21 protein-coding genes and 2 pseudogenes are annotated in these 22,378 nt (G+C 66.2%); 5 read left to right on the forward strand and 18 right to left on the reverse strand.

What is annotated here, in order from left to right; translation table 11 throughout:
* Positions 1 to 2 precede the first annotated feature (2 nt).
* Together E3O42_RS09475 and E3O42_RS09480 are read right to left on the reverse strand one after the other, a co-directional pair.
* Positions 3 to 1,058: an ABC transporter ATP-binding protein gene (locus E3O42_RS09475; protein ID WP_174844250.1), complete on the reverse strand. Its 1,056-nt coding sequence runs from the start codon at positions 1,056 to 1,058 to the stop codon at positions 3 to 5.
* Entirely contained in the window at positions 1,051 to 1,716 is a 666-nt protein-coding gene (locus tag E3O42_RS09480) for an ABC transporter permease (protein WP_241984745.1), read from the reverse strand. Before E3O42_RS09480 ends, E3O42_RS09475 begins: the two co-directional genes overlap by 8 nt.
* Positions 1,717 to 1,857: 141 nt before the next feature.
* Here E3O42_RS09480 and E3O42_RS09485 point away from each other — a divergent pair, with 141 nt between their 5' ends.
* Positions 1,858 to 2,730 (forward strand): IclR family transcriptional regulator, encoded by an 873-nt coding sequence (locus tag E3O42_RS09485; RefSeq protein ID WP_134453703.1) that lies wholly within the window; start codon positions 1,858 to 1,860, stop codon positions 2,728 to 2,730.
* 33 nt (positions 2,731 to 2,763) lie between these two features.
* Here E3O42_RS09485 and E3O42_RS09490 read toward each other — a convergent pair whose 3' ends face one another.
* From E3O42_RS09490 to E3O42_RS17995, 4 genes are all read right to left on the reverse strand, one after another.
* Entirely contained in the window at positions 2,764 to 3,822 is a 1,059-nt protein-coding gene (locus E3O42_RS09490; protein WP_134453704.1) for a magnesium and cobalt transport protein CorA, read from the reverse strand.
* Positions 3,823 to 4,233: 411 nt separating this feature from the next.
* Complete coding sequence (locus E3O42_RS09495; protein WP_134453705.1) at positions 4,234 to 5,550, reverse strand: MFS transporter; 1,317 nt, start codon at positions 5,548 to 5,550, stop codon at positions 4,234 to 4,236.
* Between the two features lie 4 nt (positions 5,551 to 5,554).
* A complete protein-coding gene (gene dgoD, locus E3O42_RS09500; protein ID WP_134453706.1) occupies positions 5,555 to 6,703 on the reverse strand; it encodes a galactonate dehydratase in 1,149 nt (382 codons plus the stop codon).
* Complete coding sequence (locus E3O42_RS17995; RefSeq protein WP_166787948.1) at positions 6,700 to 8,427, reverse strand: 2-dehydro-3-deoxy-6-phosphogalactonate aldolase; 1,728 nt, start codon at positions 8,425 to 8,427, stop codon at positions 6,700 to 6,702. Before E3O42_RS17995 ends, dgoD begins: the two co-directional genes overlap by 4 nt.
* Positions 8,428 to 8,567: 140 nt before the next feature.
* Between E3O42_RS17995 and E3O42_RS09510 the strand changes: the two genes are divergently transcribed.
* Positions 8,568 to 9,368, forward strand: coding sequence for an IclR family transcriptional regulator (locus E3O42_RS09510; protein WP_134453707.1), 801 nt, complete (start codon positions 8,568 to 8,570; stop codon positions 9,366 to 9,368).
* Between the two features lie 272 nt (positions 9,369 to 9,640).
* Here the strand turns inward: E3O42_RS09510 and E3O42_RS09515 are convergent, their stop codons facing one another.
* A complete protein-coding gene (locus E3O42_RS09515) occupies positions 9,641 to 10,381 on the reverse strand; it encodes an alpha/beta fold hydrolase (RefSeq protein WP_134453708.1) in 741 nt (246 codons plus the stop codon).
* 73 nt (positions 10,382 to 10,454) lie between these two features.
* On the opposite strand from E3O42_RS09515, the gene E3O42_RS09520 reads away from it, so the two are divergent.
* Positions 10,455 to 11,150 carry a helix-turn-helix transcriptional regulator gene (locus E3O42_RS09520; protein WP_134453709.1) on the forward strand — a complete coding sequence of 232 codons (696 nt, stop codon included), beginning with the start codon at positions 10,455 to 10,457 and terminating at the stop codon, positions 11,148 to 11,150.
* A gap of 162 nt (positions 11,151 to 11,312) precedes the next feature.
* On the opposite strand, the gene E3O42_RS09525 is transcribed toward E3O42_RS09520, so the two are convergent.
* Positions 11,313 to 11,936 carry a hypothetical protein gene (locus E3O42_RS09525; RefSeq protein WP_198414102.1) on the reverse strand — a complete coding sequence of 208 codons (624 nt, stop codon included), beginning with the start codon at positions 11,934 to 11,936 and terminating at the stop codon, positions 11,313 to 11,315.
* Positions 11,937 to 12,005: 69 nt separating this feature from the next.
* On the opposite strand from E3O42_RS09525, the gene E3O42_RS09530 reads away from it, so the two are divergent.
* Positions 12,006 to 13,130 (forward strand): epoxide hydrolase family protein, encoded by a 1,125-nt coding sequence (locus tag E3O42_RS09530; RefSeq protein ID WP_134453710.1) that lies wholly within the window; start codon positions 12,006 to 12,008, stop codon positions 13,128 to 13,130.
* Positions 13,131 to 13,225: 95 nt separating this feature from the next.
* Here the strand turns inward: E3O42_RS09530 and E3O42_RS18500 are convergent.
* The 10 genes and pseudogenes from E3O42_RS18500 to E3O42_RS09580 form a co-directional block, all read right to left on the reverse strand.
* Positions 13,226 to 13,492, reverse strand: a pseudogene (locus tag E3O42_RS18500) (alpha-L-arabinofuranosidase); the annotation flags it as partial.
* A gap of 3 nt (positions 13,493 to 13,495) precedes the next feature.
* Positions 13,496 to 14,788: a family 1 glycosylhydrolase gene (locus E3O42_RS09545; protein WP_134453711.1), complete on the reverse strand. Its 1,293-nt coding sequence runs from the start codon at positions 14,786 to 14,788 to the stop codon at positions 13,496 to 13,498.
* Between the two features lie 45 nt (positions 14,789 to 14,833).
* Positions 14,834 to 15,727 (reverse strand): carbohydrate ABC transporter permease, encoded by an 894-nt coding sequence (locus E3O42_RS09550; protein WP_134453712.1) that lies wholly within the window; start codon positions 15,725 to 15,727, stop codon positions 14,834 to 14,836.
* Complete coding sequence (locus E3O42_RS09555) at positions 15,724 to 16,677, reverse strand: carbohydrate ABC transporter permease (RefSeq protein ID WP_134453713.1); 954 nt, start codon at positions 16,675 to 16,677, stop codon at positions 15,724 to 15,726. Before E3O42_RS09555 ends, E3O42_RS09550 begins: the two co-directional genes overlap by 4 nt.
* A gap of 11 nt (positions 16,678 to 16,688) precedes the next feature.
* On the reverse strand, positions 16,689 to 17,954 hold the full coding sequence (locus E3O42_RS09560) for an ABC transporter substrate-binding protein (RefSeq protein ID WP_134453714.1): 1,266 nt from the start codon (positions 17,952 to 17,954) through the stop codon (positions 16,689 to 16,691).
* Positions 17,955 to 18,102: 148 nt separating this feature from the next.
* On the reverse strand, positions 18,103 to 19,146 hold the full coding sequence (locus E3O42_RS09565) for a LacI family DNA-binding transcriptional regulator (RefSeq protein ID WP_134453814.1): 1,044 nt from the start codon (positions 19,144 to 19,146) through the stop codon (positions 18,103 to 18,105).
* Positions 19,147 to 19,339: 193 nt separating this feature from the next.
* Positions 19,340 to 19,624 carry a DUF4190 domain-containing protein gene (locus E3O42_RS18505; protein WP_241984756.1) on the reverse strand — a complete coding sequence of 95 codons (285 nt, stop codon included), beginning with the start codon at positions 19,622 to 19,624 and terminating at the stop codon, positions 19,340 to 19,342.
* 99 nt (positions 19,625 to 19,723) lie between these two features.
* Positions 19,724 to 19,825: pseudogene (locus tag E3O42_RS18510) on the reverse strand (DUF2510 domain-containing protein); the annotation flags it as partial.
* 96 nt (positions 19,826 to 19,921) lie between these two features.
* A complete protein-coding gene (locus tag E3O42_RS09575; protein WP_134453715.1) occupies positions 19,922 to 20,398 on the reverse strand; it encodes a hypothetical protein in 477 nt (158 codons plus the stop codon).
* Between the two features lie 146 nt (positions 20,399 to 20,544).
* The gene (locus E3O42_RS09580; RefSeq protein ID WP_338144945.1) at positions 20,545 to 21,315 is read right to left on the reverse strand and encodes a nuclease-related domain-containing protein; all 771 of its coding nucleotides are present in this window, start codon (positions 21,313 to 21,315) and stop codon (positions 20,545 to 20,547) included.
* Between the two features lie 330 nt (positions 21,316 to 21,645).
* Between E3O42_RS09580 and E3O42_RS09585 the strand changes: the two genes are divergently transcribed.
* The gene (locus E3O42_RS09585; RefSeq protein ID WP_134453717.1) at positions 21,646 to 22,347 is read left to right on the forward strand and encodes a DUF998 domain-containing protein; all 702 of its coding nucleotides are present in this window, start codon (positions 21,646 to 21,648) and stop codon (positions 22,345 to 22,347) included.
* Positions 22,348 to 22,378: the final 31 nt, after the last annotated feature.

Here is a 22,378-nt window from a genome sequence, read left to right on the forward strand (position 1 = left end):
GGTCAGGCCGTCGCCGTCGTGCTGGCGGATGCTGCGGGGGCGAGGGGAACCTCGGCCCCGAGCACTGCCGAGATGCGGTCGATGCTGAGCGAGCCGATCGGCGTGCCGCGGGCATCCGTCACGGTGAGAGCCGGGAGGCCGGTGAGCACGAGGGAGTCGAGCGCGTCGCGGAGGGTGCCGTCGGCGCTGATCGTGAGGGGACCGCCGGCGGAGGCGCTGACCGGGCCGAGCCGGGCTTCGAGGACCGGGATCAGGGCGAGTCGTTTGAGGGCGGCGCCGTGGCCGATGAAGGAGGCAACGTAGTCGTTCGCCGGGCTGGTGAGGATGTTGGCGGGGGTGTCGAACTGTTCGATCTGGCTACGGTCGCTGAGCACGGCGATGCGGTCGCCGAGCCGGATGGCTTCGTCGAAGTCGTGGGTGACGAAGATGATGGTCTTGCCCATCGTCTCCTGCAGACGCAGGAACTCGGCCTGCAGCTTCTCGCGGGTGATCGGGTCGGTGGCGCCGAACGGTTCGTCCATCAGCATCACGGGCGGGTCGGCGGCCAGTGCGCGGGCGACGCCGACGCGTTGCTGTTGCCCGCCGGAGAGTTGTTTGGGGTAGCGGTTGGCGAAGTCGGCCGGGTTCAGCTCCACGGTGCTGAGCAGTTCGTCTACGCGGTCGCTGATTTTAGCCTTGGTCCAGCCGAGCAGCTTGGGCACCACGGCGATGTTCTCCGCGATGGTCATGTGCGGGAACAGGCCGATCTGCTGGATCACGTAGCCGATGTGGCGGCGCAGCTCGTTGGGGTCCAGGGACAGCACGTCGCGGCCGTCGATGCGGATGGAACCGCTTGAGGGTTCGATGATGCGGTTGATCATCTTCATGGTGGTGGTCTTGCCGCAGCCGCTCGGGCCGACGAACATGATCAGTTCGCCGGGCTGGGCGACCATGGAGAAGTTGTCGACGGCGGGCACCGGGTGGTGCGGGTAGGTCTTGCTTACGGCGTCGAGCACGATTTCGGCGCCGCTGGTCTTGCGGGCGATCTGGGTGATGGTGGTGTCGGTTGACTCAGGCACGGAGACCCCTCGAGGTTGTGTAGCGGGTGATGTAGACGAAGACGGCGTCGATGATGAGCGCCAGGACGATCACGCCCAGGGTGCCGGTGAGGGCGAAGTTGAGGGCGTTGACGGAGCCGAGGGAGGAGAGGCCCTGGAAGATGAACTGGCCCAGGCCCGGCCCGGCCACGTAGGCGGCGATGGCGGCGATGCCCACGGTGAGCTGGGCGGCCACCCGGATGCCGGTGAGGATGACCGGCCAGGCCATCGGCAGTTGCACGGTGAAGAGCACCTGCGCCGGGCTCATGCCCATCCCCGTCGCGGATTCCATCACGGCCGGCGGCACCTCGCGAAGGCCCACAACCGTGTTGCGCACGATGGGTAGCAGCGAGTACATCACCAGGGCGATCACGGTGGGAACCCAGCCGAGGCCGAAGGTGGGGATGAGCAGGGCCAGCATGGCCAACGACGGGATCGTCAGGGCGACCCCGGCGGCGGCGATGGTGACCGACCGGGGGACGGGCTTGTTCCAGACGAGCATGCCCAGGCCCACTCCGATGATGGTGCCGAGGGCCAGCGCGATGGCGACCACCGTGATGTGTTCGACGACGAGGCCGATGATGTCGTTCCAGCGGGAGATCCAAAACGCCGCCAGCTTGCTGAAATCAAATTGAGTCACCGATTTCACCTCCTTCACTCTTCGTTGAGTTGACGCCGTTCAGTCGTTGAAGCGGCGGGTCGATGTGATGAGATTACGACAGAGTTCTCGGTATCACAACAAGGGTTGTGTAAATGGCAACCAACGGCCTATTGTCGTGCCATGACTCTCACCGGCGATGAATCGAGCTCCAGGCGGCCGCGGCGCAACTCCGCGGGCCTGCGTCGAGACCTTGAGCTGCTCGAGGTGCTCGGTTCCGCCGAGGCCGAGACCGCCGGTGGACTCGGCGTTGTGCGGGTGGCCGAGCTGGTGGGCCGCGACAAGGGGATGGTGTCGCGCACGCTGGCGACCCTGGCCGAGGCGGGCCTGGTCTCCCGTGACCCCGTCACCCAGACCTACCAGCTGGGCTACCAGCTGTACGCGCTGGCCGCCCGCACGCTGGAGTCCCGGTTGGTGCGGGCATCCGTGCCGTACCTGCGACGGCTGGTGACGGCCACCCGGGAAACCACCAACCTGTGCGTGTTGCGCGGGGGAAATGTGCTCACCATCGCCAGCGAAATGAGCGAGTACGCGTTTCGCGGGGTCGGCTGGCTGGGCGTGAGCACCGCGGCCTGGCAAACCTCGTCGGGTCGGGTGCTGGTGAGCGACTGGGCGGAGGAGGACCTGCGCCGCTGGTACGAAGCACACGGCCACGATGCGGCCGTGATCGGCCCGGCGCCGGGTCTGCGCGAAGGGCTCGGCGCGGCTGTGCCGACGTCGGCGGGCCTCAGGCCGCCGGCGGTGACCGACTTCACGAGCCTCAAGAGCGAGATGCGTCGCATCCGCCAGCGCGGCTACGCCGTGGTCGACGAGGAGTTCGAGACGGGCGTCGTTGGCGTTTCGGCCCCGGTCTACGACTTTCGCCAGACCATCGTGGCCGCCATCAACGTGAGCGCCCCCAAGCCCCGCATGGGCGCCCACCTCGATGAGGCCGGTGCCCTCACTGCCCGCGTGGCTGCCGAGCTCTCCGCCCAGCTCGGCGCGCCCTCCCGCTGACCCGCCGACCAGGGGTGCTGCCCAGCAACGCCCCTACAACCACTTCCGCCGCTTGAAAATCCCCCACAGCCCCAACCCCATCAGCCCCATCGCCGCGACCGCCACCGGGTACCCGAACTGCCAGTGCAGCTCCGGCATGTTGTCGAAGTTCATCCCGTAGATTGTGCCCACCAGCGTTGGCGCGAAGAGGATCGCCGCCCAGGAGGAGATCTTCTTCACCTCCTCGTTCTGCGCCAAACCCACCTCCGACAACCGGCGGGTCTCCTCGTTCTGGGCCAGGCCGGCCTCCGAGAGTCGGCGCATCTCGTCGTTCTGCTGCTGCGTCACCAGGGTGGCGTGCACGGTGAGTGCGTTCTCCAGTAGTGCCCGGAATGACGCGGCGTGCTCGGTGACTCGCAGCACGTGGTCGAGCACGTCCCGGAACGAGCGCTGCAGCTCCACATCCACCTGGTACTTTTCCGAACCGCGCAGCAGTGCCTCGAGCATGCCGCGCAGCGGCCCGGTGGCGCGCTGGAAGTCGATCACCTCGCTGAGCAGTTCGTAGATGCGCCGGGACACCGACGGGTCGCCGCCAAACAGTTGGTTCTCGATCTCGTCGATGTCGTTCTCCAGCCCGGCGACCACCGGAGCGTACGCGTCCACGACCTCGTCGAGCACGGCGTGCAGAACGGCCTCTGGCCCGAGCGCGAGCAGGGCCGGGTTCGACTCCATCCGCCGGCGCACGTTGGCCAGGTCGGGGTTCTCGGCGTGCCGCACGGTCACGACGAACCCGGGCCCGATGAACACGTTCACCTCGCCGAACTCCACACGCTCCTCGGCGTCGAGGTACCAGGCCGGCCGCAGCACGACGAAGAGGGTGTCGCCGAACCGCTCCAGCTTGGCCCGCTGGTGGCCTTTGAGCGCGTCTTCCACGGCGAGCGGATGCAGCGAAAATTCGTCGGCGACGCCGCGGATCTCGTTCGCATCGGGCCGGTACAGCCCGATCCAGGCCATCCCCTCGCACTCGCGCAACTGCTGGTACGTCTCGTCGAGGCTCTGCGGGCTCGACGTGCGCTGCCCGGTCACGTAGATGCCGTTGTCGATGAGTGCCATGGTCCTACTCCGTCGTTCGGTCGACGAGAGCACGTGAGTAGGCCTGAGGCGGCCGAGGCGTGTCAGAAACGACGGCACACCAAAGGCCACCTCGCAAAGGAGGTTCAGTAGCGCGCCACCCCAGCGCGGTGCCCGGCCTAGAAGGTCAGGGCGAAAACGACACCCGCGGAGGGAGTGGAGCGCGGACTATCACCAGCCATGGCCGCTCACCCGCCTTCGATCGAAGATTGTCGTGGCCCTGCCTGGGCCTTGGATACCGTAGCACTTCGTGGGCAAGAAGCCTCCCAGCCAACGCCGGTGTGAGCAGGCCGCGTGACCAGCGCCTCGTGGTGTCGCGCACGATCAACAGAAGCGCAAAGGCTACCCGCGGTGACAATCCACCGGGGGCAGCCTCTGCCGTTTGCAACGTGCCTACTCGGTGATGCGCTCCACCTTTCCCACCAGGAAGACGTAGGAGCAGATGCCCGCGGCGGTGATGACGGTCATGTACACGAAGGCAGGAGCGAAGTCTGTCTTCGACACCAGCAGTCCGATCACGATCGGGGTGGCAATTGCCGAGAGGTTGCCGATGAAGTTGAACATGCCACCGGTCAGGCCCATCAGCCGTGCCGGAGCCATCGCCGACACCAGCGACCAGGTGATCGACGCGAGCCCGTTGCCGAAGAACGCGATGCACATGAACATCACGACCAGGGTGGTGTCGTTCGTGAAGTTCGCACCGATCATCGTCATCGACAGGAGCAGCCCGGTGATGATGGGCAGCTTCCTGGCCGTACCGAGACTGAACCCACGCTTGACGAGGTTGTCCGAGAGCACTCCGCCGAGGAGCACACCCACGAGCGCGGCCAGGAATGGCAGCGACACGAGGAACCCGCTCTTGATGTAGTCCATCCCGCGGTAGTTCACGAGGTAGCTCGGGAACCAGGTGAGGAAGAACCACAGCGTGGAGGTCAGGCAGAACTGGCCGAGGTAGATACCCCAGAGCTTGCGGCGACGCAGCACGATGAGCATGTCCACCCAGGAGATCTTCTGCCGCCCCTTGCGCACGGGTGGCACGTCGACAAGCCCGCCACCATCGCGGATGTAGTCGACCTCGGCGGCGTTGGCCCGCTTGGAGTCCTTCGGGTCGCGGTACACCAGGTACCAGACCACACCCCACACCAGGCCGATGGCTCCGGTGAGCACGAACACCCAGTGCCAGCTGAGCGCGTGCTGCAGCCAGGTGAGTACCGGGGTGAGAATCGCCAGGCCGATGAACTGACCGGATGTATAGAACCCGATCGCCGAGGCACGTTCCCTCTCAGGGAACCACCGCGTCGCCACCTTGTTGTTGATCGGGTAGGCGGGGGCCTCGAAGACACCCACCGCCATCCGCAGGATGATGAGCGCCGCGAAGCTGCCCACCATGCCCATGAAGATCGTGGCGAGGGACCACAACACCAGGCACGCCGGGTACAACAGGCGCGGGTGCACCCGGTCGACGAGCCATCCGCCCGGCAACTGCAGAGCGGCATACGTCCAGCCGAAGGCCGACAGCAGGAGGCCCTGCTGGGCGGTGTCGAGCCCGAACTGTTCGGAGATCAGCGGCGCCGCCACGGAGAGGTTTGCCCGGTCCATGTAGTTGATCACCACGGTGACGAAGAGCATCACCGCGATCACATAGCGGGCCTTTGTGGAGCCGGCCGCAGCCATCCGCTCTGACGGACGGGATTTCACTGAGTTTGTCATCGGTTTACCACTCCGCGAAGGAGCCGTCGGCGTGACGCCACACCGGGTTGCGCCAGCGAGCACCTTCCTTGGCGCGCTCGATGACGTATTCCTCATTCACTTCAATGCCGAGGCCCGGCCCATCGGGAATGGTGACCATGCCGTCGTTGTAGGCGAACACGGAGGGGTCCACGACGTAGTCGAGAAGGTCGTTGGACTTGTTGTAGTGGATGCCCAGGCTCTGCTCCTGGATGAACGCGTTGTAGAGGTTCGCGTCCAATTGCAGGCAGGCGGCGAGGGCGATCGGGCCCAACGGACAGTGCAACGCCACGGCGACGTCGTAGGCCTCGGCCATCGCAGCAATCTTGCGGGTCTCCGTGATGCCACCGCAGTGGGACGGGTCGGGCTGGATGATGTCCACCGCGCCGCTGGAAATGATGTCCTTGAAGTCCCAGCGGGAGAACAGGCGTTCGCCGAGGGCAATGGGCGTCGGGGTGTTGCGCATGACATCGAGAAGGCTGCTCACGTTCTCGCTCAGAACCGGCTCCTCGATGAACATCAGCTTGTACGGCTCGAGTTCTTTGATGAGCACCTTCGCCATCGGCTTGTGCACGCGCCCGTGGAAGTCCACGCCGATGCCGACGTTGGTTCCCACGGCCTCCCTCACGGCGGTCACGTTGGCGATGCACTTTTCGACCTTGTCCCAGGTGTCGATGAACTGCAGTTCTTCGGTGCCGTTCATTTTCACGGCGGTGAAGCCGCGGTCGACCGCATCCCGTGCGGCGGCCGCCGTGTCAGACGGCCGGTCGCCGCCGATCCAGGAGTACACGCGGATCTTGTCGCGCACCTTGCCACCGAGCAGCTCGTGCACGGGCACGCCGAGGGCCTTGCCCTTGATGTCCCACAGGGCCTGGTCGATGCCGGCGAGTGCGCTCATGTGGATACCGCCACCACGGTAGAAGCCGGCGCGGTACAGCACGGTCCAGATGTCTTCGATGTTGCGCGGATCCCTGCCGATGACATAGTCGGAGAGCTCTTCCACGGCTGCTGCGACGGTGGCCGCTCGACCCTCCAGGACGGGTTCGCCCCACCCGACGATTCCTTCGTCGGTCTCAATCTTCAGAAAGAGCCATCTCGGCTGAACCGAGTAGGTGGTGAGTTTGGTGATCTTCATTCTGACTTCCTTGTCGAGTCGAGCGCAGATGTCCAGGCTGCCATCATGGCGACAGCACGCTGGCGAAGGTCCTCGACAGCGATGCCTGGTTTGTACAGTGACGAGCCGATCCCAAAGCCGGTTGCTCCGGCGGACATCCACTCGCCGATATTGGCGGCGTCGACGCCACCTACCGGGATGAGATCGATGTGCTTGGGTACGACTGCAGTCCAGGCTTTGAGCCCGTTGATCCCCACTTGGTCTGCGGGGAAGATTTTGACGCTGGTGGCGCCGGCGCCGATCGCGGCGAACGCGTCGCTCGGTGTGGCGGCGCCCGGGAAGCTCAGCATGCCCAGGCGCACCGTTTCGGCGATGACAGCGGTATCGGTGTTGGGAGACACGATGATCTGCGCTCCGGCATCATGGCACTGCCGCACCTGTTCAACAGTGAGGACCGTGCCGGCCCCGACCAGGCAGTTCGCGGGCAGCGCCTTTTTCAGTGCGCTGATGGTCGGGAGTGGGTCGGGGGAGTTGAGCGGAACCTCCAGCGTTCGGAAGCCGGCCTCGTAGAGGCATTCGCCGACGGAGACGGCGTCGGAGACGGTGAGCCCGCGAAGGATGGCGATCAGGCCGATTTCGGCGCGGGGCGTAACGCTGGATGCTTCTGTCAATTTCCTGGCTCTCGGTAGGTGGGTGGTGCGGAGCGGCGCACTGGCCGTGGGCGAAGCGGGGGAGTCCGGTGACGCGTGACGAGACGGGTCGTGTTGCCGAACCAGCCCCGCCGCGACGGCGATCCGCCACATTCCGGTGGCGGCCGAATCGCTGACCTCGCGCGGAGTGGGTAGAGCGAACTTGACCAGCGCACGCCGATAGCGTTCGCTGAGTTCCGCCTCGCCGCAGATGAGAACCTCGTCGACGTGGACGCCCTGCCACAGCGGCGCGGCCGCGGCCACCTCGTCGCCGATCAACAGGCCGGAGAGGTAGTCCTCGACCTGGTCGGCGGCGAGCCCGCCGGTCATGGCGAAGGTGCGGGCGGAAAACGCCGTGGCCAGAATTCCCCCGCCACTTGCCGCCGACGCGGCAACATCCAGGCCCTTGTCGAACGCGTCCCAGTCGGTCTCCCCGGAGGTCGACGCCAGTTGGGACAGGGTGCTTTCGGTCGAGAGCAGGGCGAAAAACTCACCCGTCATAAACGTCTTGAACGCCGTGACCGTAGTGCCGGCAACGCGCACCCACTTCGAGTGCGTGCCCGGCAGAAGCACTATGCGGTCCAGTCCGGCGTTGTCGACCCCGGCAGCGACACCCAGTGCGCCCAGTACCTGGGTCTCCTCGCCGCGGATCACGTCGGGCACAGCCTGGTCGGCGATCAGGCCGGGGATGATGTGAACCAGCGAGCCGTCCCGCGTGGCCACCCTCGTCATGACGAACGTGCTCGCGACGAGGTCAACCGGGAGCGAACGGTAGGGAGTTTCCACCCATCCGCGGTTGCTGCCCACCATGCCGCAGGCAATGACCGGGAGCTTCGGCGAGAGGTCGAGCCAGTCCCCGCAGAGCTGCTCGAAAGCCCGCTCAAAGGCCTGGGTTCGCGGCGTCCCGGCGGATGCGGCGGAGGCGGTGAGCGCCTTCACACCAGACTGTTGGCGACGTTCCGCCAGGACTGCGCCGTCATCACCCAGCAGGAACGCCCGGCACGAGGTTGTACCCCAGTCCAGCGCAATCAGTCGTGCGCGGCTTTGACTCGTCATTGATTCGTGTTCCCTCAGGTTCGGTTCGCGGTGATGCTGCTTCCGCTCTCGCACATCACACTGGACCGCCTATCCCAATATCTCAAATGACGTTCCATATATCGGGATAGACTGAGGGTTCACCGAGCAGAGGCGTGCGCATGAGCGAACTGGAAATCACGGATCGACCCGGTCTGCCGACCCCACCACCCGGAACCCAGACGCTCGCCCGCGGGCTGGAGATCATCCGCGCCATCAGCAACGGCGCGACGGATCTCAAGTCGGTCTGCGAAGCCACCGGGCTCGGCCGCAGCACCGCACACCGGCTCGTTCAGCTACTGCAGCAGTTCGGGTATGTGCGCAGCGCCCTTGGCGCGGACTACTGCCTCGGGCCCACCTTGATAGAGCTCGGTTTCCAGGCCCTGTACCAAAGCCCGGCGTCGGCCGTGGCACGACCGTACCTGGAACTGTTGTCCCGAAAGTACCTCGACACCGTTCACCTCGCCATCGAGGAAGACGGGCAGGTGCTCTACGTCGACAAGATCTCCGGCTCCCGCGGCGCAGAGATGCGTTCGCGGATCGGGTATCGAATGCCACTCACCCAGACCGGAATTGGCAAGGCACTCCTCCTCGACGAACCCGGCAGATGGAGTAGCGTCTTCGACAGCGAACATCACGCCCTGGACACGCCGCCCGAGGTCAAGGCGCTCTTCCTGGAACGGATGGCGGGCTACGCCCTGGTTGGAACCACCCTGGACCTTGAGGAGAACGAACCCGGCATCCGCTGTGTCGCCGCACCCGTGCGCAACGGCAGCGGAGCCGTCGTCGCGGCGATCAGCATCTCGGCCATCACCCCCTACATGCCGCTGGAGCGCATGAGCGCGCTCCAGCCGGTGATGAAGCAGGCAGCCGCTGAGATCTCCAAGAAGCTCGGCTACTCCGGCGCTGGTGCGACCAACTGAGCCTTTGAGACGTGGGGCCGGCGCCCCGACCTGCCCGCTACCCCGAGCCTCCCGCCACCCCGACCAGCCCCACCGGCATCCCGTCCGCCCGATACGCGGTGCGCGGGTCAGGCGCCGCACTGTTCGCCCGCATGGATGCCCTCTCAGACACGCGAAGGCGGCCCTGCGGTCACCTCAATCCGCTGATGCAACCACACGACCGCTCTCGCGAGCATCCACCACCAGCGGGAACACCCACCACGGCTACTCGTTGCACTGACCGGACACGTCGTTCACTCGGTTCGAGAAGCCGCTGACTGAATGGCCTTGGCGAGGTCGCCGGGACGGCTCCACATAGGCCAATGGCCCGTTGGGAGGTCAATGACGTCGACGTGCTCGAGGTTCGCGACTTCGCCGAACATGGCATTGCCTGCTCGGGCCAGCTCCAGCACCTGCGCGCTCGGGATCGAGCAGCACACCAGGGTGGTTCGCACCGTGTGCCGGGCGTCGTTTGTGAGCTCGACGGGCTGACGAAGCACGGGGCCGGGCTCAGGGACCGCCCGGGCCCGGAAGCGTTCGAGGACCTCTGCGCTCAGCCCTTCGAGGCTCGCCTGCTGGGCGAGAACGTCAAAGGGCGGCAGCGGAAGCTCCTCCACCTCCTCCGGGAGGTCTGGGGCGTAGACGCTTCCCGGGGCCACTGGGCCGGAGTCGACCCACACCACCCGACGGACAAGCTCAGGGTGCCGGTCAAGGACGAGGCTGACGGGGGCGTTTGCCCCACTGTGGGCGACTATGATCGCGGGCTGATCCTCGGACTCCCTGAGTCGAGCGATGACGTCCAGGATCGCTGCGGCTTGATCGTCGAGAGTCTTCGCCGCCCCCTCAGGATCGTCCCCGTCGAGACCGGGCAGAGTGATCGCGATTGCCCGAGAGCGGTCGGTTTTCAGGTGTTCGAGGACTTCATCCCACGCCCAAGCGCCCAGCCAGTGGCCGGCGATGAGAATGATGGTGGGGCTGCTCGTTGTAGTTGTCATGTCACTACCTTCGTAGGCGCTACGGGCAGGTGTGTGTCACTATTTGTGTCATGAATTTGCTGCGGGCTGAACGGTGAAGCGAACAGAACGACTCCATGCGTTGTCCGAGATGCTACGCCGCAACGGATCGCGGGGTTGCTCCGCCGAGCGGCTGGCGAGAGAGTTCGGCGTGTCCGTGCGCACAGTCAAGAGAGACCTCGCGGCGTTAGAGAACAGCGGTGCGCCTCTCTGGTCGCGCCCAGGTCCGGGCGGTGGCTACGGGATGGCCGTGGGCGCGTCCCTGCCTCCTGTCAGCCTGTCTCCTGCGCAGGCCGTGGCGCTCATGGCGGCCGTGTCCGCCGCGTCTGATGCCCCGTACGCAGATCTGGCCGCAGCTGGCGTCCAGAAGATTCTGGACGTCCTCGATCCCCGAACCCGAGGACGAGCCGACGAGTTGGCCCGGCGAGTCTGGGTCAACGCGTCTCCCTCCTCTTCACGAGCAATCAGATCTGCACTGGAGGAGGCGATGGTCGAGCAGCGAGTACTCCGTCTTCGCTACACATCGGGAGATGGGACCACGACCGCACGCGACGTCGAACCCGTGCTCTTCGCTTCCACGAACGGCCAGTGGTACCTGGTCGGGTGGTGCCGACTGCGCGACGCAATGCGATGGTTCATGGTGTCGCGCATCGAGCGGGCCAGCGTAACCAAGACGGCCTGCGGCGGCCATACCATCCATGAGGTCGGAGAACCCCCGGCGAACGCCAGACCAGTGCACAGCCGGGGCTGAGCGAAGAGGGAGCCACACGAGGTGCACCGAAGTCCCCACCCCGGGCGATGCGTCCAGGAGCGTTGTCAGCCCCACTCAGCCGGGAGGAGAGTCGGCAGGATTGTCGCGTATCGGAGCAGGAACGTGCGCTCGTCAAGGTGCTTGCGGCGGAGCCATCCCGTGTCAGCTGGTGGCTGCGTTCTGCACGGCCGTGAACTTCATCCGCCAGTTCGTCTCCCAGGTCGAACCATCGTCGTTCGAGAACGCCTGTTCCCAGGTCGGATGCGTACCCGTGGCGTCCCAGATGAAACGAACCCGAATGGGCACATCATTCAGCACATCTGACGCCACGAAGGTACCGATGCCGTCCCGGAACGCCCCGCGCACCGGCGTATCCAGCTGCGTCGGGTTCCGGCCGTCCAGCCACCAGATGCTCCACTCGTCGTCAGCGACGGAGTAGGACCGCAGCGCCACCGCATGAAAGTCACCCGAGGGATGCTTGAGGAGGTTGTCTTCGAGGTTGCCGTGGCCGCCGAGGATCTTGCTCGTGGAGGAGAGCCCCTCGAATGCCGTCCACGTGTCGGCGCCGGCGAAGATCCCGTCCAGGCGTTCGTGATGAACGGTCCAGTCGCCGATGATGAAGTCGAAATCGGCCGGCGCGGGGTGCGAAGCGGTGGAGGAGATAGGCAGTTCCTTCGGTCGGTGGCACAGAACCCGGGCAGGTCGACTGCACGATCGCCGGCTGCGACGAGCGGATGCTCGATGGAGACAACACTTCCAGCAGCGATGGTCCTTTCTTAAGGCCACTTGCGTAGAGGACCGTCGGACCGGTTCCAGTAACGCGTCGAAACCGCCTACATAGGCGAGACTTGCCTGATGAACACCGAATTCTCGCTCGATGTGCCCCAGAACGACGTCGATGAACTGCGCGACCGGCTCCGGCGCACCCGCTGGTCACCCGACTGGCCGGTCACCGGCTGGACCGCCGGCACCGACCAGACCGAACTGCGCCGCCTGGTCGAGTACTGGGCCGACGGCTTCGACTGGACCGCGCAGCAAACCAGCATCAACGCACTGCCCTGGCACCGCGCCACCATCGCCGGCACCCCGCTGAGCTATCTCCGCTTCGAGGCCGAGACCCCTGGCGCCCTGCCGTTGGTGCTCACCAACGGCTGGCCGAGCACCGCCCTGGAACTCGTCGATCTGGCCCGCCGCCTGGCCACCCCGTCCGAGCACGGGGGATCGGCGAAGGATGCGTTCACGGTCATCATCCCGGCCCTGCCCGGGTTCCCGTTCTCCCCGCAGCGCCCCACCCATGCCGAGCAGACCCACGAGCTCTGGCATCGGCTCATGACCGAGGAGCTCGGCTTCGAGCGCTACGCCGCGCACGGCGGCGACCTGGGCGCCGGCATCACGTCGCGGCTGGCGGAGGCGCACCCCGAAGCGGTGGTCGGCATCCACCTGCTCGCCGTGGCCGCGCCCGGTCACGCCGACCCAGCCACGTTCACCGCAGCCGAGCAGGCCTACCTGGGGGCGGCGCAGCAGTGGGTGGCCGACGAGGGTGGCTATCAGCACGAGCAGCAGACCCGTCCGCTCAGCCTCGCGCCGGCTCTCTCGGACTCGCCGGCCGGCCTGCTGGCCTGGATCGTGGAGAAGTACCGGGCCTGGAGCGACTGTGGCGGCAACCTGTCCACACGCTTCAGCGATGACTTCCTCCTGACCCAGGCGTCGCTGTACTGGTTCACCAACTCCATCTCCACCTCGTTCCGGCCGTACTGGGAGTTCGCCACCGGGCTCACCACTCGCGTGCGCCGAGTGGATGTGCCCACCGCTGTCGCCGTGTTCCCGCACGACCTCGCCCGGCCGCCGCGCAGCTGGGCCGAGCGCACCTACTCCGTGACCCAGTACACCGAGATGCCCCGCGGCGGTCACTTCGCTCCCTATGAGGAGCCCGAGCTGCTCGCCGTCGACTTGCGGGAGTTTCTCCGACCACTCCGGTAGTTGCCAGTTTCCACACGCGCTCCGACACCTGCGCCCTTGACCGCGATGGCGACGGAATCGCCTGCGACAGGTAGAACCACCCCGCACGGTTCGTTGACCGGTTCCCACTCGCCGAAGGTCGGCATGGTCGAGCTCGACGAACCGCAGACCACCAGTTGCAGGTCCGGGTAGAAGGCGCGCATGGCCTTCGCGGTCCGGGCGGCGAGCTTGCCGTAGTCTTCGGCAGAGCAGTGCCCGATCTGCCACGGGCCGTCCATCTCGTTGCCGAGACACCACATCCGTACATCAAAGGGCTGCTCCTGCCCGTTCTGTCGACGCTGGTCGGCGAGCGCGGTGCCCCGAGCCAGGTTGGCGTACTCCAGCCGTCAGGCGACGTCGTCGGCCGAGTTGGCAGTCGCCGCGGAGCGGGTCAGGCGGGCCTCGGTCGCGTGCCGCTGGAAGGTATCGGCGACGGGGTTGCGCCGGCGGGCGAGACTCCCGGATGGTGTTTCCACCAGGTCGTGCAGGCCCATCGTCAGCAGGTGGTCGGCGCGGGGTGCCTCGGTGTGGCGCCAGGTCCATTCGTACATGTCGAACAGCGGCCACCAGGTGTAGCCCACAACATTCACGCCGTCGGCCTGGAGCTCGTGCAGCGCAGCAACCGAGGCATCCAACCACCGGCGTCGCTGTGCGACCGTGCCGGTGACGCTCGTCTCGGTGAGCATCACGGGTGCGCCATATCGGTCGGCCCAGGTGGTGAGTACCTCTTTCAGGCCCTCCGTGCCGGTGTCTTCATAGGGGCGGGGGTCGGCGAATCCGCCGCTGTGGTGGATGCCCGCCTCGAACACCTCGGTGGAGTGCAGCGGGTAGTAGTTGACGCCCATCACATCGGGTCGAACCGGATGTGCGCGGAACCAATCGAGGAGGGTGTCGTCGGCGCCGCCCCGCTCGAGCTGGCCGAGCAGCGGGTGGCCGGGCCCGACGGCGCCGGTGACAAGATCCTCCACGAGGAAGCCCTGGTGCCGCAGCCGCGTCACGGTGTCAATGTGCTCGGGGGCATCCAGGGCACCGGAGTAGCGGATGCCGGCGTCGACGTGCACGAAGGTGGCCCGGTCGCCGAGCACCGACGCAATCGCATGCTGGGTCTTCACGAACCCCTCGGCGAGTGCGGTGGCGATGCTGACCATGCCGGTGGGGCCCGAGAGGTATGGCGGCCAGTAGGCGTACTCGCCGGAGAACAGGGCGTGGATGACGGGTTCGTTGACCGGCGTGTAATCGGTGGCGACGTCGCCGTACCGTTCGGCGAAACGTTGGGCGTATTCGGTCACGTGGTCGGGGTAGTCGGGGTTTGAGAACTGGCCCTCGAGCCAGAGGGGCGTGCCGTAGTGCAGCAGGTCGATGACGGGGCGGAGTCCAAGCTCGGCGAATTGGGCCATGACGCCGTCTACCCAGGACCAGTCCCACCGTCCTCGTTCGGCGGCAATGCGATGCCACGGCACCCCCCAGCGCACCAGCTCGGCGCCCACGTCGCTGGCCAGCTGCAGGTCGCCGGCGTACTGCGCGTAGTGCTCGGTGAGCTCGTATTCATCGATGGCTCGCTCGCCCGGGCGGGACTGCGGCACGAAGGTGTCCTCGATGCCGACCGCGAAGTGCAGTCGGCCGTCGTCAAACCAGGTCATGTTGCTCGATTCAGTGGTGAAGAGGGTCAGAAGAGGACGGCGGGGCTATTTCAGGCCGCTGCTTGCGACGCTTTCGATGAAGCGGCGCTGCACCAGGAGGAAGAGGATCGCCAGCGGCAACACCGCGATGAGGGCGCCGGCCATCATCACCCCCTGCGGGATGATGCCGCCGGGCCCGGTCAGAAGGGTCAGGCCCGAGGTGATGGTGCCGTGGTCCGATTCGGTGGTGAACACCAACGGCCAGAGTAGGTCGTTCCAGTTGTTGACGAAGGTGAAGATGCCTAGCGTGAGCAGCGCCGGGATGGCGTTGGGCAGCACCACGCTCCAGAACACCCGGAACTCGGAGGCGCCGTCGATGCGGGCGGCATTGTCGAGGTCCCGGGGGAGGGACAGGAAGAACTGCCGGAGAAAGAAGATGCCGAACGCGTCGGCCGCCCGCGGCAGGATCAGTCCGGCGAAGGTGTTCACCCAGCCCAGGTCGGAGATCAACTGGTAGATCGGGATGAGCGTGGCCTGGAACGGGATCATCAGGCTGGCGATGATGACGATCAACAGCACCTTGCTGCCCCGAAAATCGAGGCGAGCCAACGCGTAGGCCGCGAGGGAGTCGAACACCAGGGCGAACAGGGTGACCCCGCCGGCGAACACGAAGCTGTTGCCGATCAGCCGCGCGAACGGCAGCTCGGAGAAGATCGCCCGAAAGTTGTCCAGCGTCCAGTGCGTCGGTGTGAGCGTGGGTGGGAAGGCGTTGACTTCGGCGGCCGGCTTGAACGCGGTCAACACGATGATGATCACGGGCAGCATGATCGCCGCCGTCACGACCAGGAAGCCGACGAAATAGAGCGCCCGCGTCACCCTGATCCGAGGTGGGCGTCGGCGAACGGTGCGGCGGCCGGATGCCGGGGTGGAGAGTGCCGCCCGGCTGAGGGTGCTGGTCATGAGCTGGTGTCCTCTCCACGCCGACCGAAGAACAGAAACTGCACGAGGCTGAGCAGCAGCGTGGCCACCAGCAGCACGTACGACAACGCGGAGGCGAAGCCGAGCTCGAGATCTTTGAACCCCGACTGGTAGATCTCCATCACGATCGTCTGCGTGCTGCGGTACGGGCCGCCGCCGGTGAGCACGTAGATCTGGTCGAACGCCTGCAGCGCGGCGATCAGGGCGATGACGACCACGAAGGCCATCGTGTTGCTGAGCATGGGGAAGGTCACGTTCGTGAACCGGCGCCATCCGTTGGCCCCGTCGAGCGACGCCGCCTCATACAGACTCTTGGGAATGTCCTGCAGACCGGCCAGGAAGATCACCATGTAGAAACCGAAGCTCTTCCACACGGCCACGAGCACCACGGTGGGCATGGCCAGCGCCGGATCTTCGAGAACGTTGCCGATGCGGATGCCCACCGCCTGCAGCCAGTAGTTAAGCAGCCCGATCTGCGGGTCGAGCAGATAGGACCAGGCGAACGCGGCGACGGCGAGCGACACGATGAACGGCAAGAACAGGGTGGTGCGGAAGAATCCGCGGAACGGCAGCTGTGGGCTGTTCACCGCGAGGGCGAGCACCAGCGCAGCGATCAGGGCGACGGGCGTGAACAGCACGGCGTACAACGCGGTGTTGCCGATGGCCTGCAGGATGCTCGAATCGGTGAAGACCCGGGCGTAGTTCTCCAGGCCCACCCAGGTTTCCTGCCCGAAGCCGCTGGCGTCGGTGAAGGAGAGCCGGAGGGCCGAGAGCATCGGCCAGCCGACGAAGGCCGTGAGGATGATCAGGGCCGGGGCGAGGAATCCGACGACGACGGCCCGGCGGCGGAAGCCGTCGTTGAGCGGTCGCCGGCCGCCGAGCTGGCCGGGCGGGCGCCAGGGTCGGCGCCGTTGCAGAGATGAGGTCGTCATCGGATTCCCGCTCAGTTGTCCAGCGCCTGCTGCACGGCTGCCTGCGCGGCCGTGAGGAGCTCGGCGGGGTCGCCGCCGGCGAGGGCTTTCTGGGTGGCTTCGTCAACGGCGGTCAGAACGTCGGTGCTGTTGACGACGCCGGGCAGGAGGGCCCGGCTGGTGTCGGAGATTTCGGTGAGGGCGGCGACGGTGGCGTTCGCGTTGACATCGGCCGAGGTCACGTCGGTGCGCAGGGCGGGCCAGCCCGAGCCGAGTGACCATGCTGTGGCCACATCCTTCTCGTTGAAGTAGGCCAGGAACTTCTCCGCGGCCGCCTGCTCGGCGTCGTCTGCCTGGGCGGTGACGGCCATCGAGACGCCGATCGCTGATGCGGCCGAGGCCTTGGGGCCGGCCGGAATGGCTGCGATGCCGTAGTTGATGCCGGCGTCGGTGGCCAGACCCGTCATCCACGGTCCGCCGATGTGCATGACGGCCTTGCCCGAGGTGAAGAGGGCGTCGGCGTCGATGCCGTCAAGCCCGGTCGGGGAGATCGCATCTTTCTGAACTGCATCCGCCCAGTACGTCAGGGTGTCGATGTTGGCGGCCGAGTCCACGGTGGCCTTCGTGCCGTCGTCGTTCGTGATGGAGCCACCGCCACCTTCGAAGAGGCTGGCCCAGACGCCGTTGCCGACGGTGCCGTGGTCGGGCAGCGCCATGCCGTACTGCTCCGGCGTGCCGTCACCGTCGGCATCGACCGTGGTGGCCTTCGCCGCGGCGACCCAGTCGTCCCAGGTGGTCGGGAACGTCGTGATGCCGGCGGCGGCCAGCTTGTCTTTGTCGTAGAACACCGAGAGGGGAACGAAGCCGGTGGGCACGCCGTACTTGGATCCGTCGACGGTTTCCATCGCCACGGCCTCCGTGTTCAGCTCGGCGGTGTTGCTCGTGTCATCCGCGTAGAAGTCATCGAGGTTGACGAGGGCCTTCTTGGACGCGTAGACCGGCAGGCGCTCCGCCGGCATGGCGACGATCTGGGGTCCTTCGCCGGAGGACAGGGCCGTCAGCAGGGTGTCATCGATGACGGCCCAGGTCTTGGTCTGGGTTGTGACCACTACGCCGTCCTGCGACTTGTTGAAGTCCTCGATGATGCCGTTGAGCACGTCACCGTCGGCCTCGGTGTAGCCGTGCCAGAAGGTCAAGGCGATGGGGCCGTCGCTGGCGGCGGGGGCGGCGGCGGCGCATCCGGTGAGACCGGAAACGACGACGGCGGAGACCGCAAAGGCGGCCATCAGCTTCTTCACTGGGTACCTGCTATCTGCTTCCCACGGCGTTGTCGGGAAGCTTTTGTAAGTGGACATTCAATGCAATTTACATCGATGTAAATTTGAAGGTACGCCATCGCCTGGGCGCTGTCAACACCTTCATGGCACCGAGCGAGCAGCGGCCTCCTCAGTTGTGGAGTTGGGCCTCCGCGGTGGCTGGAATTGGCCTCGCGGGGGCGGGAACCGTGGAGGCGCGCACCTCGAGCGAGTAGCCGACCTCCATGTGCACAGACTCCGAAACGTCGTCGCCCGCGGCAATGCGGGCGAGTACCCGGTCCACGGCCAGTCGGGCGAGCTCTTCCCGGCCGGGGGAGATAGTGGTGAGGGCGGGGGTGGAAAAGCGTGCGTCTTCGATGTCGTCGAAGCCCACCACGGCGACGTCCTCGGGTACGCGCAGGCCCGCTTGCTGCAGCGCGCTCATGGCGCCGAGAGCGAGGGCGTCGTTGAAACAGACCAGACCGTCGAACCGGATGCCGGCAGCCAGGAGTTGAGTCACGGCCGCCGCTCCATCGGACCGGTGCCAGAGCGGAACGTCGGCGACCAACTCGGGTGAGATGTCGATACCTCGGTCCGCGAGCGCCGCCGCATAACCGTTGAATCGCAGGGCGCTGGTGCCGACCGGCCCTTCCGGATGCGCCCCGACCACGGCGATTCGGCGGCGCCCCAAGTCGAGCAGGTGCTCCGTGGCGGTGCGGATGGCGGCGGTGTTGGGCAGGGTGACGTGGTCGGCGGGGCTGCCCTCGACCCAGTCACCCAAGACCACCACGGGAAAATCCACGGACAAGCCGCTGACGTCGCCGGGCCCCAGCGCGATGGGGCTGAAGATGAGGCCGTCGATCGCGTGGCGGCGCATCGCGGCGACCGTGGCGATCTCGTCGTTGTCAGTGCTGGTCTGCTCGATGAGCACGGTGTAGTCGTGGGCCTTCGCCGCCCGGATGACGGCATCCGCAAGTTCGGCGAAGTAGGCCTGGCTGAGTTCGGGAACGGCGAGCCCGATGACCTTGGTGCGCCCCGACCGCAGGTTGCGGGCCGAGATGTTGATCTCGTAGTCCAGCTCTGTCACGGCGCTCATGACCCTGTCGTGCATGCGCGTGCTGACATGCTCATACCCCGACAGTACGTTGGATACGGTCTTGACCGAGACTCCGGCGAGGCGGGCGACATCCTGCATCGTCGCGGGAGAACCGTTGCCTCTCACCTTTGCTCCCCTTCCCCCAATGTTCTCCGTGTCACGGATGTCACCTCGACGGTACCTCACGGTGGTCACCTCGTGCGGGAGCGACGGCCACGTGCTTGGCCAGAGCAGGCCCCTGACACCGGCCGCCGGGTGCCCGATCGTCAGCGCTTCGACGTGTCGGCCTACCTCAGAGCATCGTCGAGAAGCTCCAGAGGAAATAGGCCGTGGACGCGATGCCCACCACGAGCCCGGCGATGGCCGTGCCCCGGCCGGTAAGCTGACGCCCAGCACCTTCCAGTTCCGCGGACTTCGCGATGCCAATCGCCGAAAAGACGATGCCCAGAATGCTCGGGATCGCCAAGGGATTGAGGAGGCACGAGACGAGGGCCAGCACCAGCCCGGTGTAGGCCATCGAGTTGTTCCGGCGGATCTCGCGATCCTTTTCCCTGCGGGTCGGCGGGGTGGCGTACATTGTGGGCGACCCGTGCCCCGCCATGGGTACGTAAGCCGGCCGTGCGGAGGTCGACCCGGCCGCGGGCCCATAACCGTAGGCGGGCGGCGGCGGCACGGGTTCTGCAAAGCGCCGCTGGGCCGACCAGTCCGTTCCGGTCCACCACCGCAGCAGCGCACTGTCCTCAGGATCTTGGTACCAACCGGCTGCAGGCAGAGTCAAGGGGATTCCCGTCGTGTGGGCGCGCCGACTGACGCTGTCTCAAGCGTAGAAGTGCACGGGTCGCACTCGCCAACCCCAGTGCGGGGTGACAACAAGCTATTGCCGGTTCATCTCGACGGTCATGGTCACGCCCATTGCCGTGAGCTCATACGTCAGCACGCCGTCCTTGTAGGTGAACGTTTTTGCTGAGTCACCGGAGGCCAGGATGGCGTTTTCCATCTGCGCAACGTCGCCCTGCGAGTCCCACGAGTACGACTCGGTGTCCTCGGTCGGCGCAGCATACGAGCCGATCCAGTAGACAGCCTTCGTGGCTTCAGCGTCGTTCACCCAGTTGACGGTGATTTGCTCGCCCGTGATGGTCGCCGTCTGGTAGGCGTCGGTGCTGTTCGAATTCGTCTGCTTCCACTCGCCAGCAAGGTCCAACGGCGTGACAAGGACCTCCTCGGTTGGCTCCGCCGTGGCCGCCTCGGGCTGTGAGTCGGAGGCTGCGGTGTTGGCATCGGGTGCGGGGGCCGAGCACCCGGTGAGGAGGAGGAGCGCGACAGTCATCGGGGCGAACGGACGAAGGTTCATAGGCTAAGGCTATGGGCTTAGGCCGGTGTGCGAGCACCCTCTAACGGCTGCCTGAGCGCGGCGTGCGTCTGCCTCATTGTTCAACAGCCCCTTGCGAACGGGCGTGGTCGCCCGCTCCACGAGTACGCCCAGAGTAGGGCCGCCGATCAGCGGCCGGTCATCCACCAATACAGAACGGCAGCCGCACCGAACGGCACCACGACCGGAACGAGCCTCCGGCACAGTCCCGCCCAATAGGCGCGACGTCGGATGCGTGCGTCCATCACAGAGACGCCGTCGTGAAGAGTCTCGAACGCCAGATTGATGGCGATGCCGTCTTCGGCTGGCTGTGGCTTCTTGTGCCACGTTCCGGGCAGCACCGCCGCGTCCACAATCCGTTGAACCTGCTCTGCGCTGAACACCGGCCGTGTCTGTAGCGTGCGAAGTAGTTGCCGCTCCGTGACGATGCGCAGGTCAACGCTTCCGCCGTCAGGCAGGCGCTTGGTGACGATGTTCCTGACCCCGACAAGAGTGATGACGGATGTGACGGGAACGGTCATCCCGCTGGCCGCCGAAAGCAGAACTGCAGCGCGTGCTGCCTCGTGGGTGGCGTTGCGGATGTACGGCACCTTGTGACCGCCAACCCGCATTCCCTTCCCGCCGATCCACACTGGCTTGCCCGGGTGGTGTTTCGTGTTGATCGTGAACACGCCCGCCTGACCAATCACCACGTAATCGATGTCACTCGTTCCGCTCCCGACCGGAATCGAGTGCAACACTGTCCAGTCGGGTCCGAGCTCGGTGAGAACTCTCCCCACCACCCGTTCCCCGATTGCCCCGGTGTACCAGGGTCGGGCCTCTTCGCTGAGGCGAATCATGCCCGGTCGTGGGGATGGCGTCACGTCGCCGCTTGCCTGGGAGCTGAGCACCATAGCCATGAGCCCTTGCGCGGGCACGCGGCTGCGTAAATCTGTCAATGGATGGTCCCCCTAGGTGGCGCATGCGCGCTCTTTCATCCTTCAGGAACCGGCAGACCGGCACCAACCCCCAAGAGGGGCCGGTGTCGGCGACGATCACCCGATGATTGTTACCCATGCTGCCGGCTTACAACCACTTGCGCCGTTTGAAGATCCCCCACAGCCCCAACCCCATTACCCCCATCGCCGCGACCGCCACCGGACCGCTCGGCCACAATCGGCCTACCCGACACTAGCGCTCAGGCAACGGATGCGGCCGCCCCACGTGCGCGGCGAATGTAGGGTCGTGGGATGACACAACTTCGATGGGGCGCACTGCTCTGGATCGCTGGCCTCGTTACGGTGCCGGCCCAGCTGATCGCGGCCGCGCAGTGGCCACAGCGGTACTCGTGGACGTCGAACCTGATCAGCGATCTCGGCGTCACCACCTGTGACACCTTCGATGTCGGTACCCGCGTGGAGCGTTACATCTGCTCTCCGGCGCACCTGCTGGTGAACGGATCGTTCATCGTCGTGGGAGCGACGCTCCTGATCGGCTCACTCCTGCTCTGGTCTGCCTGGCCACGGCTGCGCACGGGTCGAGTGGCCATGGCGTTCCTCGCGGCGGGCGGTGTGTTCGTGATGCTGGTTGGTGTGTTCCCCTGGGACACGCATCCTGAAGCGCATGATGTGGTGGCCCTCGCGCAGGCCGTCACTCAGTGGGTCGGCATGATCCTGCTCGCTGTCGCCTCCCGAGGCAACTCTGCTGCGCGCTGGATCTCCGCCCTGACGATCGTGAGCCTCATCGTGTCCGTTCTGGGCTTCGTTCTCTTCGTCGATGTCCTCGGTGGCGGGCCGTCCCTGGCGTTGGGCCGGGGACTCATCGAACGTGTCGCCTTCGATACCCTCACGCTGTGGAGCGCCGCCGTCGGCTTCGTGCTGCTCAAGACGTCTACCCGCACCTCGACCGACGTTGGCGCGTCGCGCCTGGGGAGGTCACTGCGGTCGAGGTGACGGTTTCGGCGCCGCTCCCACACAACGGCAC

It is taken from the genome of Cryobacterium adonitolivorans (assembly GCF_004402695.1).
Lineage (GTDB): Bacteria > Actinomycetota > Actinomycetes > Actinomycetales > Microbacteriaceae > Cryobacterium > Cryobacterium adonitolivorans.